General features: G+C 68.3%; 13 protein-coding genes. 9 read left to right on the top strand and 4 right to left on the bottom strand.

All coding sequences use genetic code 11. The features are described 5' to 3' along the window. Nucleotides 1-66: 66 nt before the first annotated feature. From AB0J95_RS43075 to AB0J95_RS43050, 6 genes are all read left to right on the top strand, one after another. A complete protein-coding gene (locus AB0J95_RS43075; protein ID WP_364771300.1) occupies nucleotides 67-1,212 on the top strand; it encodes a CoA transferase in 1,146 nt (381 codons plus the stop codon). Next, a complete protein-coding gene (locus AB0J95_RS43070; protein ID WP_364771298.1) occupies nucleotides 1,205-1,990 on the top strand; it encodes a citryl-CoA lyase in 786 nt (261 codons plus the stop codon). Before AB0J95_RS43075 ends, AB0J95_RS43070 begins: the two co-directional genes overlap by 8 nt. A 10-nt stretch (nucleotides 1,991-2,000) precedes the next feature. Next, nucleotides 2,001-2,864 carry an extradiol ring-cleavage dioxygenase gene (locus AB0J95_RS43065; RefSeq protein WP_364771296.1) on the top strand — a complete coding sequence of 288 codons (864 nt, stop codon included), beginning with the start codon at nucleotides 2,001-2,003 and terminating at the stop codon, nucleotides 2,862-2,864. Further along, nucleotides 2,861-3,223, top strand: coding sequence for a hypothetical protein (locus tag AB0J95_RS43060; RefSeq protein ID WP_364771294.1), 363 nt, complete (start codon nucleotides 2,861-2,863; stop codon nucleotides 3,221-3,223). The genes AB0J95_RS43065 and AB0J95_RS43060 overlap by 4 nt, the downstream gene beginning before the upstream one ends. A 2-nt stretch (nucleotides 3,224-3,225) precedes the next feature. Further along, complete coding sequence (locus AB0J95_RS43055; protein WP_364771292.1) at nucleotides 3,226-4,167, top strand: zinc-binding alcohol dehydrogenase family protein; 942 nt, start codon at nucleotides 3,226-3,228, stop codon at nucleotides 4,165-4,167. A 194-nt stretch (nucleotides 4,168-4,361) separates the two neighbouring features. Further along, the gene (locus AB0J95_RS43050; protein WP_364771290.1) at nucleotides 4,362-5,486 is read left to right on the top strand and encodes a transcription termination factor Rho, short form; all 1,125 of its coding nucleotides are present in this window, start codon (nucleotides 4,362-4,364) and stop codon (nucleotides 5,484-5,486) included. A gap of 3 nt (nucleotides 5,487-5,489) precedes the next feature. Here the strand turns inward: AB0J95_RS43050 and AB0J95_RS43045 are convergent, their stop codons facing one another. Next, nucleotides 5,490-7,217: an FAD-dependent oxidoreductase gene (locus AB0J95_RS43045; protein WP_364771288.1), complete on the bottom strand. Its 1,728-nt coding sequence runs from the start codon at nucleotides 7,215-7,217 to the stop codon at nucleotides 5,490-5,492. Between the two features lie 260 nt (nucleotides 7,218-7,477). On the opposite strand from AB0J95_RS43045, the gene AB0J95_RS43040 reads away from it, so the two are divergent. The 3 genes from AB0J95_RS43040 to AB0J95_RS43030 all read left to right on the top strand — a co-directional run bounded on the left by AB0J95_RS43040 (nucleotide 7,478) and on the right by AB0J95_RS43030 (nucleotide 12,019). Next, nucleotides 7,478-7,690, top strand: a complete 213-nt coding sequence (locus AB0J95_RS43040) for a hypothetical protein (protein ID WP_364771286.1) — start codon at nucleotides 7,478-7,480, stop codon at nucleotides 7,688-7,690. Nucleotides 7,691-7,762: 72 nt separating this feature from the next. Beyond that, the gene (locus AB0J95_RS43035; RefSeq protein WP_364771284.1) at nucleotides 7,763-11,389 is read left to right on the top strand and encodes a hypothetical protein; all 3,627 of its coding nucleotides are present in this window, start codon (nucleotides 7,763-7,765) and stop codon (nucleotides 11,387-11,389) included. A 3-nt stretch (nucleotides 11,390-11,392) separates the two neighbouring features. After that, nucleotides 11,393-12,019, top strand: a complete 627-nt coding sequence (locus AB0J95_RS43030) for a hypothetical protein (RefSeq protein WP_364771282.1) — start codon at nucleotides 11,393-11,395, stop codon at nucleotides 12,017-12,019. Between the two features lie 4 nt (nucleotides 12,020-12,023). Here the strand turns inward: AB0J95_RS43030 and AB0J95_RS43025 are convergent, their stop codons facing one another. From AB0J95_RS43025 to AB0J95_RS43015, 3 genes are read right to left on the bottom strand one after another with little or no spacing between them, the layout of a single operon-like run. Then, complete coding sequence (locus AB0J95_RS43025) at nucleotides 12,024-12,578, bottom strand: alpha-ketoglutarate-dependent dioxygenase AlkB (protein WP_364771280.1); 555 nt, start codon at nucleotides 12,576-12,578, stop codon at nucleotides 12,024-12,026. 9 nt (nucleotides 12,579-12,587) lie between these two features. Further along, complete coding sequence (locus tag AB0J95_RS43020) at nucleotides 12,588-12,869, bottom strand: hypothetical protein (RefSeq protein ID WP_364771278.1); 282 nt, start codon at nucleotides 12,867-12,869, stop codon at nucleotides 12,588-12,590. Continuing rightward, on the bottom strand, nucleotides 12,862-14,913 hold the full coding sequence (locus tag AB0J95_RS43015) for an ATP-binding protein (protein ID WP_364771276.1): 2,052 nt from the start codon (nucleotides 14,911-14,913) through the stop codon (nucleotides 12,862-12,864). The genes AB0J95_RS43020 and AB0J95_RS43015 overlap by 8 nt, the downstream gene beginning before the upstream one ends. Between the last annotated feature and the right edge of the window lie 3 nt (nucleotides 14,914-14,916).

The raw sequence follows: 14,916 nt of genomic DNA, 5'->3' as shown, positions 1-14,916 counted from the left end.
GGAGCGGTCCGCGGCGAACAATCACGTTCGAGCGGACACCTGTCCGCTGATCGGACGGAGGTGGCCGTGTCGGGTGTGGGGCCGCTGTCCGGCCTGCTGGTGGCCGACTTCTCCCGCGTGCTGGCCGGGCCGTACGCCACGATGCTGCTGGCCGACCTTGGCGCGGACGTGATCAAGGTCGAGGGACCGCAGGGCGACGAGACGCGCACCTGGATGCCCCCGGTTCGTGGACAAGTGTCCACGTACTACCTCGGCGTGAACCGCGGCAAGCGGTCCATCGCGCTGGACCTGCGCGACGAGGCCGACGCGAAGGTGGCCAGGGAGCTGGCCCGGCGCGCGGACGTGCTGATCGAGAACTTCAAGCCCGGCGGGCTGGCGAAGTACGGCCTGGACTATGACACCGTCAGCGCCGCCAACAACGGCGTGGTCTACGCGTCGATCAGCGGGTTCGGCACCGGCGCGGGCGCCCACGTCCCCGGCTACGACCTGATGGTGCAGGCGATCTCCGGCCTGATGAGCCTGACCGGCGACCCGGACGGACCGCCGTACCGGGCCGGGATCTCGGTGTTCGACGTGATGGCCGGCAACCACGCGGTGATCGGCATCCTGGCCGCGCTGCGGCACCGGGACGCCACCGGCGAGGGCCAGCACGTCGAGGTCAACCTGCTCAGCTCGGCGCTCACCGGCCTGGTCAACCACAGCTCGGCCTACGTCGCCGGCGACGTCGTCCCCTACCGGATGGGCAACGCGCACCCGAGCGTGTTCCCGTACGAGCCGTTGCCGACCGCCGACCAGGACCTGATCGTCGCCGCCGCCAACGACCGCCAGTTCCAACGGCTGTGCGAGGTGCTCGGCATTCCCGAGGTCCCGGAGGATCCCCGGTTCGCCCGCAACGCCGACCGCACAGCCAACCGCGAGGAACTGCGGCCGGTCCTGGTGGAGCGACTCAAGACCCGCGGTGCCCAGGAATGGTTCGACGCGCTGGTGGCGGTGGGTGTCCCGTGTGGACCGATCAACACCATCGACGGCGGTTTCGAGATGGCCCAACGGTTCGGGCTCGACCCGGTCGTCGAGGTCGGCTCCGTGCCGACCACGAGGCATCCGATCAGGTTCTCGGTGTCCAGTGTGGACTACAAGCTGCCGCCGCCGGAGCTGGACGAGCATGGCGCGGAACTGCGCGCCTGGCTGTCCAGAGAGGACGATGATGCCTGAGTACCCGACCGCGCTGGGCGCCGCCGACCGCGAGACGATCACGTTGCTGGGCCACGACTTGGCCAAGGATGTGATGGGCGAGGTCGGGTTCGGCGAGCTGGCCTACTGGCTGGCCACCCAGCGGCGGCCGACGCCCGGCCAGACCAGGGTGTTCGAGGCCGTGCTTGCCGCGCTCGCCGACCACGGCTACACCCCCACCGCCATCGTCACCCGCCTCACGTACTTGTCGGCGCCGGACTCGATCCAGGGCGCGCTTGCCGCGGGCCTGCTCGGCGGCGGTTCACGCTTCCTTGGCGTCACCGAGGACACCGGCCGGTTCCTGCACGATGTTGTGTCCGCTTTGGACACAGTGCCGACCGGCGACACCGGCTGGGACCAGATCGCCCTCGACACGGTCAAAGCACAACGCGCGATCGGCCAGTTCGTGCCCGGTCTGGGGCATCACGTGCACAAGGACGGCGACCCGCGCACGCCCAGGCTGATGACCATCGCCCGCGAGGAAGGCCTCTTCGGGCCGCACCTGTCGTTGTTCGAGGCCATCGGCCGGATGCATCCGCGGGTCCTGGGAAAGACGTTGCCGCTCAACGGGGCCGGGGTCTGCGGCGCGGCTTTGGCCGATCTGGACCTGCCGATCGAGCTGCTACGCGGGTTCGCGTTGCTGGCCCGCACGGCCGGGCTGATCGGGCAGCTCGCCGAGGAACTGCGCCACCCGGTGGCCAACGAGATCTTCCTTTCCGTCGACCGCAACAACAAGCCCGTGCCGCCCGATCCTGCCTAGGAGAACCCCGATGGCCCAACTCGTCGCGGTGATCGCGTCCACGCACCATCCGTTCTACTACCGCGCCAGCACGGCCACCGGCGAGGACCGGCCGCCGTTCGCCGACGAGTGGGTGCGCAAGGTGGAGGCGTTCCGCGAGACGCTGACCAAGGCGCGGCCGGACGTGCTGGTGATGGTCGGCTCGGACCACTTCCACCAGCTGTGGCTGGACAACATGCCGCAGTTCCTGATCGGCAAGGCGCCGTTCTACGACGCCAACTGGTACAACGAGGAACGCGAGTTCGGCCTGCCGCGGATGCTCCTCAAAGGACAGGAGGACCTGTCCTCGTACATCCTACGCGAGGGCCTGGACGCGGGCTTCGACCTGGCCTTCTCCAACGAGCTGCGGATCGACCACTCGATCACCTGCCCGATCATCACCCTGCGGCCGCAGAACGACCTGCCGATCGTGCCGGTGTACACCAACATCTTCGCTCCCCCGCTGCCGCAACCGAAACGCTTCGTCCAACTCGGACAGACGATCCGCGAGCTGGTCGAGTCGTGGCCGTCGGACCAGCGGGTCGCGGTGATCGGCACCGGGCACCTGTCGCTGGAACTGGGCGGCCCCAGGCAGTTCGGCCCGCACGGGCCCGATCCGCAGTTCGACCAGCGGGCGGTGGAGTGGATCTCCACCGGCGACCTGGACGGCTGCCTGTCCGAGGTCACATTGGACAGTCTGCACGCGCCGGGCAACGCCACCCACGGGTTCATGGACTTCATGCTGATGATGGGCGTCGCGGGCGCCGGCCAGAAGGCCGACTACGTGGACACCTACGACCTGTTCCACACCATGGAGGCCTACTTCACCTGGTACCCCTCGGGAGGCACGCGGTGAGCAAGTACCTGCTGAACAAGTTCCTGTTCACTGTGGACCGCGATCCCGAGCTGGTCGAGTGCTACCGGGACGATCCACAAGGGACGGTCGCCTGGTGGGAGACCGAGTACGCCAACCGGATCCTCAACTGCCACACCGGTGAGTCCAGCACCTGGCTGCGGTTCGAGGACAACGAACGGCAAGCGTTGGCCACGCACGACTATCCGGCGCTGTTCGAGCTGGGCGCGCACCCGTTCCTCACGTTGACGCTCTTCATCGCGATGTTCGAGCGGGACCATGAGGTACCGCTGGGCTTCCAGCTGGAGTACGCGAGCAGGCTCTCGCACTTCACGTTGCCCTACCCCGACATCGCGACCTGATCATGCGCGCGGCGATCATCGAAGAGCCCGGACGGCCACCCGTCCCGGGGCACCTCGACCGGGCGAGCGCGACGGTCGAGGTGCTCGCCGCGCCCATCACCCCGCTGGACCTGTTGTGCGCCAGCGGGACCTCGTACTTCGGCGTGCCCGCCACGCCGTATGTTCCTGGCGTGCAGGGCATCGGGCGCGTCGATGGCAGGCTCGTGTGGTTCCCGACCACCGCCGGGATGCGTCCAGGCAACGGCAGTATGGCCGAGTTCGCCGCTGTGCCAACGGATGCGCTGGTGCCATTGCCCGATGACGTGGACCCGGTGCTGGTGGCGGCGCTGGGCTTGTCGGCCGTGGCCGCGCACATGAGCCTGTCCTGGCGCGGTTCGCTCGCGGCGGGCGAGCAGGTGATCGTGCTGGGCGCGGGCGGTGTGGTGGGTCAGGCCGCCGTCCAGCTCGCCCGGATCGCCGGCGCCCGAAGGATTGTCGCGGGCGCGAGGTCCGCCGAGGCCCAGTCCCGGGCCGCCGCAGCGGGCGCGGACGCCGTCGTCGCCCTCGACACCGAAGACGTGTCAGTGCTGGCCGAACGGTTCGCGGACGCCTGCGACGGGCCAGCCGATCTCGTGCTGGACCCGTTGTTCGGCGCTCCCGCGGCCGCCGCGGCGCGCAATCTCCGGGTCGGCGGGCGTTTGGTCAACCTGGGCAGCTCCGCCGCGGACACCTGTCCGATCGACTCCGGCACCCTGCGCAGCAAGTCGCTGCAGCTGCTGGGGTACACGAACAACGAGCTCACCGACGAGCAACGCACCGAGGCGCTGACGATGGTCGCGGCCCTGGCGGCGGCGGGCGAGCTGACGGTGACCTACGAGGTGTTCCCGCTGGACGAGGTCACCTCGGCCTGGCAGCGGCAGGCCGACGGCCGGGCGCAGGGCCGGATCGTGCTGGTCACGCACTGATTTGCATTTCCGCCGCAGGCTGGTTATCCTGCGGTTGTCTCCCTCCCGTGGATGCAGGCCCAACGGCCCCCCAGGAGTGAATCTTCAAGTCCCCGGCCCCGCCCTTCGCGGTGCGAAGTCGCGGCATACCCGGGAGTCATCAGGCAGGCGCCTCGCGCCGATGCCGCACACCCCCATGAACTCAAGGAAAACCCATGAACACCGAAACAATCTCAGCGACAATCCCGGCCCAGCGCACTGATGACACAGTGACTGTCGCCGGCATCCTGGACATTGTGGACGGTCACGCCGTCATCCGGGCCGAGGGCTACCTGCCCGGCCCCGGCGATGTCACCGTCCCGATGTCGTTCGTCCGCAAGGACGACCTGCGACGCGGCGACACCGTCACCGCGCTGGCGCACCCCTCCGGCCGCAACCGCCTGGTCCGGATCGAGACCGTGAACGACCAGCGCCCACGCCACGACCGGCCGAAGTTCGCCGACCTGGTCCCGCTCTACCCCACCGACCGGCTGCGCCTGGAGACCGAGCCGCACCAGCTGACCACCCGCGTGGTCGACCTGGTCATGCCGGTCGGCAAGGGCCAGCGCGCGCTGATCGTGGCGCCGCCCAAGGCGGGCAAGACCACTGTGCTGCAGTCGATCGCGCACGGCATCAGCAAGAACCACCCGGAGTGCCACCTGATGCTGGTGCTCGTCGGCGAACGTCCCGAGGAGGTCACCGATCTGGCCCGGGCGGTGCCCGGCGAGGTGATCGCGGCCACGTTCGACCGCCCGCCCGCCGAGCACACCGCACTGGCCGAGCTGGCGATCGAACGGGCCAAGCGCCTGGTCGAGACCGGCCGCGACGTCGTGGTCCTGCTCGACTCGCTGACCCGGCTCGGCCGCGCCTACAACCTGGCCGCGCCCGCGTCCGGCCGGATCCTGTCCGGTGGCGTCGACTCCACCTCGCTCACCCCGCCCAAGCGCCTGCTCGGCGCGGCCCGCAACATCGAGAACGGCGGCTCGCTGACCATCTTCGCCAGCGCCCTGGTGGACACCGGTTCCCTCGGCGACTCGCTGATCTTCGAGGAGTACAAGGGAACCAGCAACGCCGAGCTGCGCCTGGACCGCAAGATCGCCGGCAGGCGGGTCTTTCCCGCGGTCGACGTGGCCCAGTCCGGTACCCGCAAGGAGGAACTGCTGCTCTCCAGTGCGGAACTGGCTGCCACCAGGTCTTTGCGCGCTGCTCTGTCTCGTCGGGAGAACCCGACCGAGACACTGCTGGACACCCTGCGCAAGACCAGCACCAACGCCGAACTGCTCATCCAGCTCCCCCGCTGATGCTCACTCGACCAGCTTGCCCTCCTGGGACACCTCGGTCATCAGCTCCTCGATCTCCTCTGGCACAGCGGGGATCGGCTCACGGGCGACGCCCTTCTCCGGTGACCACACCATGTTCACCCGTAGTTCCGGATCCAGACGCGGATAGTCCGTCCGGTTGTGACAGCCGCGAGTCTCCTTACGCTCCAACGCCGCCTCCATCGTCGCGCGAGCGGCCAGCACGGCGGCCCTGAGGTCGAAGGCGTGCGCGAGGTCCTGGAACCCGGCGATGTCCGGATGCACGCCGACGTTGGTCATCCGCTGCTCGATCGTGTCCAGTTCGGACAGTCCGGCCAGCAGACCGGCCTCGTCCCGCACCACGCCAGCATGGGCGGTCATCGTGTCGCGGACAGCCCGTTGCAGGGCGCGGACATTCTCCGGGCCGTCGGCCTTCAGCAGCCGCGCGATCTCGGCGCGAGCTTCGCCGATGGCCTCGGCGGACCGGCGTTGTGCGCCAAGGTTCTTCGAGTACTCGGCGGCCGCCTGACCGGTGATCCGACCGTACACCAGCAGTTCGATCAACGAGTTGCCGCCGAGGCGGTTCGCGCCGTGCAGTCCGCTGGCCGCCTCTCCGATCGCGTACAGACCGTCCACCTCGGTACTGTGGTCCTCCGGGCGCACCCAGACGCCGCCCATCGAGTAGTGCGCGGTCGGCGCGATCTCGATCGGGTCGGTGGTGATGTCGAGCATCTGCACGTCGAGCATGGTCTGGTACACCCGCGGCAGCCGGGTCATGATCGTCTCGCGGGGCAGGTGCGACACGTCCAGCCACACGCCGCCCTTCGGGGTACCGCGGCCCTCCTTGATCTCGGTGTAACAGGCCAGCGCCACTCTGTCCCGTGTGGACAGTTCCATCCGTTCCGGGTCGTAGCGCGCCATGAACCGCTCGCCGAGCGCGTTGCGCAGGATGCCACCCTCGCCCCGGGCGGCCTCGCTGACCAGCGTGCCCGCCGCGTTCTCCGGTTCGATGATCCCGGACGGATGGAACTGGACCAGCTCGGGATCGCGGATCCGCGCCCCGGCCAGGACCGCCAGCCGGAACGAGTCGCCGGTGTTCTCGTCGCGCCGGGACGAGGTGCGGCGCCAGATCCTGGTGTGCCCGCCGGCGGCGAGGATCACCGCGTCGGCGTGGATCCGGTAGTACGTGCCGTCGTCCAGGTTGAACCCGTACGCGCCGAAGACCACATTGTCGCGGACCAGGATCCGGGTGATGTACACGTTGTCCAGGATCGGTACACCAAGCCGGGTCGCCTCGCCGACGAGGGTGCGCTGGATCTCCAGGCCGGTGTAGTCACCGGCGAACGCGGTCCGGCGGTACTTGTGCGCGCCGAAGAACCGTTGGGAGATCCGGCCATCCGCCTCGCGCGCGAACGGCATGCCCCACAGTTCCAGGTCGTGGATCCCGCGCGCGGCGCCCTGTGTGACGATCTGCACAGTACGCGGGTCGGCGAGCAGATAGCTCTCCTTGATGGTGTCGGCGGCGTGTTGTTGCCAGCTGTCCTCGGCGTCCATGGTGGCCAGCGCGGCGTTGATCCCACCCGCGGCCAGTGCGGTGTGCGTGTCCGCCCTCGGCCGCTTGCCCACCGCCAGGACGTCCACCCCGGCTCGGGTCAGTTCGATCGCGGCGCGCAGCCCGGACCCGCCCGTGCCGATGACGAGCACGGATGTGGCGATCGTGCGTTCGGAGTTCATCCTCATCACCTCTGACCAGAGGACCGATCCGAGACCGGTTTCGTGACAGCCCGGCCGGGCGAACTGCGTCACACCACCCACGATGGACTCGTCCGACCAATTCACGTGGTCCACTGTGGACTCGCCCGCTTGGCCGAACCGGTTGCGGCGGTTGGCGATGCACGGCCCGGGCGCGGGAACGATCTTGCTGTCGCTACTATGCACAACCGGGCTTGGCGATCCGACCTGGTCTCGTACTCCACGCCGATCATGGAAGCGAGATGTTCGGGACGGCGCCGCGACCCGCGCGCGTGCAATGGCATTGGTGGCGCTCGGGCTGGGACGGCCTGGTGCACGCGTGGTCCCTGCCGGACGAGCCGTCGACGTTCCTCGTGACCGCGTGTGGCCGTCAGACCACCATCGGACGCATTGTGTGTGACCAGAACGCTCGCGTGTGCACTGCGTGTGTGCGCGTGGTCACCGTGGCGGAGTGACGTTCCGGCGACACCTCAGTGACGGCCCGCCTGTCATCTTGGGGTGCCACCGGAACCCTGTGGGGGTCGTCGATGCCGTTGCCGCCCAAGGCGCTCAAGCCCCGGCCGAAGGCGGCTGCGCAGAAGGTGGCGGTCCCGCCGAGGATGCGGCCGCGGAAACCGGTTCCGGTGTCCAATGCGGCTGTTCAGGCCGCGGTGCGGGCCGACCGGAAACCGTTGCCGGACAAGGCCGCGCCGGTCGCCCAGGACGAGGTCGGCAACGCGGCCGTTGCGCGACGGCGTGGCCCGGCGACCGATCCGAAGTTCGCGGTGCTGAAGAAGGACGTTCAGCACAAGAAGAAGATGGTCGCCTCCTCGCATCCGCCGCCGCGGGCCGAGGCGGTCTCCGCGCAGGACGCCTCGGTTCCGCCGAAGGACGACGCGCAGGCGCAGGGCAAGACCGCCAACGCCGAGAAGATGAACGAAGCCAAGCCGAAGGAGTTCGACAAGGCGGCGTTCATCGCGGCGGTGGAGAAGGCCATCGAGGCCAAGACCCCGAAGAACCTGGACGAAGCCGACAAGTTCGCCGACTCCGGCAAGCCCGAGGAGGTCAAGGCCGAGGTTCAGGGCCAGGTCGGCGACGGCAAGAAGGACTCGGCCGAGGACATCGCGGACACCACCGCCGCCGCACCGGACACGTCGGTGGCGGTGGAGAAGAAGGTCACGCCGATGGCGCCGGACCGGCCGCCCGGCGCCCCGGCCGCGCCCGATCCGGCGAACGCCGTGCCGGACAGGCAACCCGCCTCCGCGACCGACATGTCCGCCGGTCCGGCCCAGGTCAACCAGCAGATGGCCGATGCTCAGGTCACCGAGCCGCAGCTGCGGAAGTCCAACGAGCCCACGTTCAACCAGGCCTTGCAGGCGAAGGGCAAGGCCGAGGAGCACTCCGAGGCCGCTCCCCCGCAGCTGCGCAAGGCGGAGGCCGTCGAGCTGAAGTCGGCCACCACCCAGGCGAAACACCACGGCGGCAGCGCGATGGCCGCGATGGGCGCGCGGCGGGTGGCCACCGGGCAGCAGGTCGGTTCCGGCAAGAAGGGCGCCAAGTCCCGCGACGAGGACAAACGCGCCGAGGTCACCGCCGGGCTGCAGAAGGTCTTCGACACGATGAAGACCGACGTCGAGGCCATTCTGTCCGGTTTGGACACCAAGGTCGACGAGGCGTTCACCAAGGGCGAGAAGGACGCGCGCATCCAGTTCACCCTCGAGTACACGCGCAAGATGAACGAGTACAAGGACGCGCGGTACTCGGGGATCATCGGCAAGGCCAAGTGGGTCAAGGACCAGTTCGCCGGCCTGCCCGACGAGGTCAACAAGTTCTACGACGAGGCGCGCACCGGTTACGTCAGCCGGATGCGCCAGGTCATCTCGACCGTGGCCGACATCGTGGGCGCCGAGCTGACCAAGGCGAAAACCCGCATTGCCAAGGGCCGCGACGAGATGCAGGCCTACGTGCGCAAGCTTCCGGCGGACCTGCAGGCGATCGGCAAGGACGCGATGGCCGGGTTCGCCGACAAGTTCGAGGAGCTGACCCAATCGGTCGACGACAAGGGCAACGAACTGGTCGACACCCTCGCGAGCAAGTACGTCGAGTGCCTCAAGGCGGTCGACGACCAGATCGCCGCGGAGAAGGAGAAGAACAAGGGCCTGGTCGACAAGGCGATCGGCCTGATCGGTGATGTGATCCGGACCATCAAGGAGCTGATGCACCTGCTGCTGGCCGTGCTGGCCAAGGCGGGCCAAGTGGTCCACCTGATCCTCGCCAGCCCGGTCACTTTCCTGGGCAACCTCGTCACCTCGGTCGGCGCGGGCCTGAAGTTGTTCGGCAGCAACATCGTCCGCCACCTCGAACAGGGGATCATGACGTGGCTGCTGGGCCGTGCCGCCGAAGCAGGCCTCCAGCTCCCCGCCAAATTCGACACCCGCGGCGTCCTGACGATGCTCGCGGGCCTCATCGGCCTGACCCCCCAAGCGATCTGGGCCCGCGTCACCCGCAGGCTGCCCCCACAAGCGGCCGCCGCCGCCGAATCCGCCGTCCCCCTCGCCGCCGAGGTCCGCAAACGCGGCGTCGCCGGCATGTGGGAGGACCTCAAGACCCGCATCGGCGACCTCCGCAAAGACCTCCTCGACAAAGTGATCCAGTACGTCACCCCCACCATCGTGATGGCGGGCATCACCTGGATCCTCTCGCTGCTGAACCCCGCCTCCGCCTTCGTCCGCGCGGTCAAGCTGATCATCGACATCGTCCGCTTCATCGTCACCCAAGCACGCCAGATCTTCGACTTCGTCAACGCGGTGCTGGACGCCATGATCGCCATCGCCCGCGGCGGCACAGGCGGCGTCCCGGCCCTGATCGAACGCGCGCTGGCCCGCTCCATCCCCGTCCTGCTGGGCTTCCTCGCGTCCCTGCTGGGCATCGGCGGCATCGCCGCCAAGGTCAAACAGATCGTCCAGGCCATGTCCAAACCCGTCGGCCGCGCCATCGACTGGGTCGTCGACAAAATCGTGGCCCTCGTCAAGAAGGCCTGGTCCAAGCTCAAAGGCGCCTTCTCTCCCAAGAAACCCAAACGCCCGCGGAAACCGAAACGCCCCTTCGACCACGCCGGACCGCACCGACCCAAACGCCCGGCAAAACCGCACGCACCGAAGAAACGCCACGACAAGCACGAGAAGGAACCGGACAAAAAGGTCCGGCTGCGCAAGGCGATGGATGCGGCAGTGACCGCAGTCAAAGCCCTGGGAGACAAGGCGACACCCGCCACGGTCAACTCCGCTCTCGCCAAAGTGAAGGCTCAGCACGGACTTACCAAGCTGACGGCCGTCCACCACGAGGATGTCTGGCGGTTGCGGGGTGCGCTCAATCCCGAGGCGGAACGCGATGTCCCCGACGCGACCGACGAAGAACTACGGTTGATCGACGACGGCGTGGCATCGGTGGAGGAACGCCGAGCAGTGCTGACCGCCGCACGCGGGCTTGTCCGCAACGAGGCCGCGATCTCAGCCGTGTTCGACCGCATCCGGCAGAACCAACCAGGCCGCAAGAAGGCGATCCGCATCTTCCAGTCGATCGTGAAGAACAATCTCCGGAACGGCTATCGGATCGATGCCCAGGAAAAGAACACGTTGAGCGGCGGCCGGCAGTTCGACATGCACTACTACGGGCTGCACATCTCCCCGCTGGCCGCGGTGGGCGGGGTGCGACGGGCTCTGTCCACCGGGCTACCGCTCGGTTTCGCCTACGTCAAGGCGGTTTCGGTGCCGCAGGGCGAGATCCCGGTGGCCGCGCTGGCATTCGACCTGTTCATTCACCCCGCCGTGACGGCGGCGAACATCAAGGGAGTGGGCAGCGAGATGTTCAAGCTCGCCGCCGCGCACTTCAAGACCGAGTACGAGGCAGTGGTCGCCGAATGGGGCAGGTTCGACTTCTATACCAAGGGTGGGCGAGCGGACGACATGTCCGACAACCTCAAGGCGTACATCGCGGCCCGCCGTGCGGGCAAGCTTCCGGAGGTCGCGGTCCGGGCGACCTGGACATATCGCCGGGCCGACGACATCTACGGCCATGTTCCGCTGCACGTACAGGTAGAGGAGGCGGTCGACCTCCGTCACAACGATCCGCCACGCAACGCGCTCGCCGTGCGTGCGACAATCAGGCCGAGGTGAGGCATGGAGGTGCAGCTTTTCGACAGCGCCGGTGGGTTCCTGTTCCGCTTCCACCCCATGGGACCGCTTTCCCGGCTGTTCGATCGCTTCCTCGCCGCAGCGGCTCCGAATGCCGAGCTGGGGCAGGATGCCGAGCTTTCCGCCGACCAGGTGCGAGCCGGGTTCCCGGTGCTGGAGTCCGCGCTCCGCGAGGAGCTCGACACGGCTCTGGCCCAGGGCAAGGGCGAGCCCCGGACGCTGCCCATGGAGATCGGCGCGGTTGCGATCGACGTCCTTGGCAGGCGGCTGTTCCTCGACCTCCGCTCGGACGACGACCTCACTTTGTCCAGAATCAACACCCTGGTCAGCGCGTTGCGCGGGATCACCCGGACTGTTCGGGTTCTGGTTGTTCCGGATGCGCCGCTTCTCACCCGTCTCGTGGCGGCGGCCGTGCAACACGCCGAAGGCCCGGTGCTCGTCACCGATCTGCAGGCCGGGGTGCTCGAAGACCTGGAGCCCGAGGACGCCGAACTGGTCCGGCGACGCGGACTGGGCCTCGAGGTCGCCCACCTCGTCGACCTGGGACTCATCACCGAGACGAACTCCGGTCAGTTGCGCGCCACCAGCAAGCTCCGCACGATCATCCTCTGAGGACTCAGTTCTCGGTGAGGACGGTTCGGTAGGTGAGGGAGACGCGGCGGGCGCGGGGTGTGCGGGTGCCGTTGATGAGGTCGGATTTGCGCGGGGCGATCTCGTGGCGCCATTTGTAGCGGGAGTCGCCGGACATGATCAGCAGGCTGCCGGGGGCCAGCGGGATGTCCACTTTGGTCTCGTCGAGGCGCATGGTGAACAGGCAGGCGGAACCGAGGCTCAGGGAGATGATGGTGTCGGCGAAGCAGGGAACGCAGTCGATGTGCGAGGAGATGCCCTGGCCGGGTTGGTACTCGTTGACGATCAGCTGGTTCAGCGCGCCGGGGACGTGCCCGTCGGTGTGCAGGCGGGTCGCCAGCGTTGCAGCCCAGGGTGGGAGCGGGCCGAGGTAGGACTCGCGGTCGACGTTACGTTTCGTGTAGTCGTAACGGTAGCCATAGTGCTGGACGCGGCGCCGCAGATCTCCGCGCCACGGCAGGGAGTCGATCGTCGCGAGCAGGGCGTCTTGTTCGCCCTGGGTGAGATAGTCGGAGACACACGTTAAACCAGGCACGGTCACCGGCCAACCCTACCGGCCCGGCCGCGTTTCGGTCTGAGGCAGGGCCATGGGGATCATCCGCATGGCGGCGCCCGCGACGGCGGCGTTGCCGGCGTGGTCCTGGCCCGCGGTGAGGGTGGTCTCGGCGGGGATCACTGAGGAGTGCAGGGATTTGGCGGTTTGGGCGTTGCCGACGACCGCCGGGACCATCACGAGGGGTGTGTGGCCCTTGTCGGCGGCGGAGGCGGTGCGCAGCTCCTGGGCGTTGGCCGGCGGGGCGGGTGGGCGCTCAGGTGGCATGAGGTCAGGCATCGGGCGCACCGTTCAACAGGTGAGCGTACGAACCCAGCTCGGCCGGGCGGAGCAGGCGCGCCTCCCGTTGGAACTGCCGGGCCACACCGCGGATGACATGCCACATGGTTATGACCGCGGAGTCGGTGTCGGCGGCGGACAGGGCGGCAGTCCGCGCGGCCGAGGCGATCCCGGCGCCGGTCATGTCCAAACGGGACAGCACATCCATGTCGACATCCGGCGCGAGCGGAGCCTCAGCAGGAAAAGCCAGCTGCCACAGGCGAAGCCGCTCAGGAACGCCGGGCCGGGGGAAGTGCACCACGAAGTGGAACCGGCGGGTGAACGCGGGATCGATGTTCTCCCGCAGGTTGCTGGTCAGGATCACCAGTCCGTCGCTGGCTTCGAGGCGTTGCAACAGATAACCGACCTCGAGGTTGGCGTACCGGTCGGTGCCGTGCTTGACGTCCCCGCGTTTGCCGAACAGCGCGTCGGCCTCGTCGAACAGCAGCACCGCGTGGCTCTCCTCGGCCTGCCGGAACGCCTCCTCCATGTTCTTCTCGGTCTCCCCCACCCACTTCGACACCACCTGCGCGAGGTCGACCTTCAACAGCTCCAGCCCCAGCATCCCGGTGACGATCTCCGCGGACAACGTCTTCCCGGTCCCCGGCTCCCCGGTGAACAACGCCTTCACACCACCATGAGCCGACCGCTGCGCGAACCCCCAGTCCTCGGCGATCCGCGGCCACGCCCGGAACGCTGAGGCGATCTCCAGGATCTGACCCAGCTGCCCTTCCGGCAGCACAAGGTCGTCCACGGTCCGGCGCGGCACAATCGACTGCACAGCACTGTTATTGCGCCCACGAGTGACGGTCGCGATCGCGGGCTCAACGTGATCGAGCGGATGCCCGTCCACCAGCCGGGCACCACTCGACGCCACCGAAGCCACCGCCCGCAACTCCCCGCCGCTCATCCGGTACCGAACAGCGAGATCCTCCAGCAAAGTCCCATCGAGATGGGGCAACGCCGCCGACCACATCGCCCGTCGATCCCGATACCCGGGAACAGGAATCATCACCTCCGCGTAGGACCGTGCAGCCAGCAGACCAGCGGGCCGCCACGGAGTCAACCCGGTGAGACACACCGGGATACGCGTCCGCAACAGCGTTTCCGCGACACCAGGCGGAATGTCGTCCGTGGGAACCCACAACACCGCACCCAGGGCGGCAGCCGCACGAAGCCCGGCCTCGGGATCGAACGTCAAGCCACGCAACGGCATCCCAGCCGCACGAGCCAAAGCCTGAGCGGCATCAAGCTGACCGTCGAGCGGGCACCCCCACAGCCCGACGAGGTCGATCTCCCCCGCCCCCAACGCCTCCCCGAGACGATCCGTGGCCGGCGAAGGCGCCACGACCGGCGGCTCAGCGGCCGCGACCTCGCCCGGATCGTGCCCGAGCAAACCGACATCCCCGCCCCAGCCAAGCAGGAACTCGAACACCCCAGGCCCCAGCATCAGCTCCTGAGCCAACTCCCCGGGCGACTCACCATAAGCCCGCACCAAACCATAGCGCCGCAGCACCCCCGAAGGACCAAGCGCCCGCCGCCGTTCCAACCGAGCCGCGGGCTTGTCCGCCAGCACAGTCACGATCAGCTCGACACAAGGCAACCGCCGGTTGAGATTGTCCACAATGTACGCATAGATCCGCTCATACGCGCGGTCCAGCTCGGGAGCGGCGACCAACAGCAGGGCATCCTGATCCGCCCGCGACAGCCCGAAACGAGTCGCCAGCGCGTCCAACGGCAGAGTCTCGCCCTGAGCGGAGGCCGCGCGGCGCAGTTCTCGCTCTGCTTCGACCTCGCGCTCGACAACGACATTCGGTGCGGTCATCGCGGCCGTGAACGCGTCCACTTGTTCCAAAAGCACACTCACCTGCTCGTCGGTGACGCAGTACGGCACGAGGTCGGGCCGCGTGAGCTGGGCGGCGATCCGCGCCTGCCGTTCGACCGCCGCCCGGAGCGCCTCGTGCAGGGCAGCCATCCGGATCCGCAGGTGTTCCACCGCCGACATCAC

Origin of the sequence: Actinocrispum sp. NPDC049592, from assembly GCF_040675465.1 — a bacterium.
Lineage (GTDB): Bacteria > Actinomycetota > Actinomycetes > Mycobacteriales > Pseudonocardiaceae > Kibdelosporangium.
Note: the sequence above shows the minus strand (reverse complement) of the source record. Positions and strands in the feature narration are given on the sequence as shown.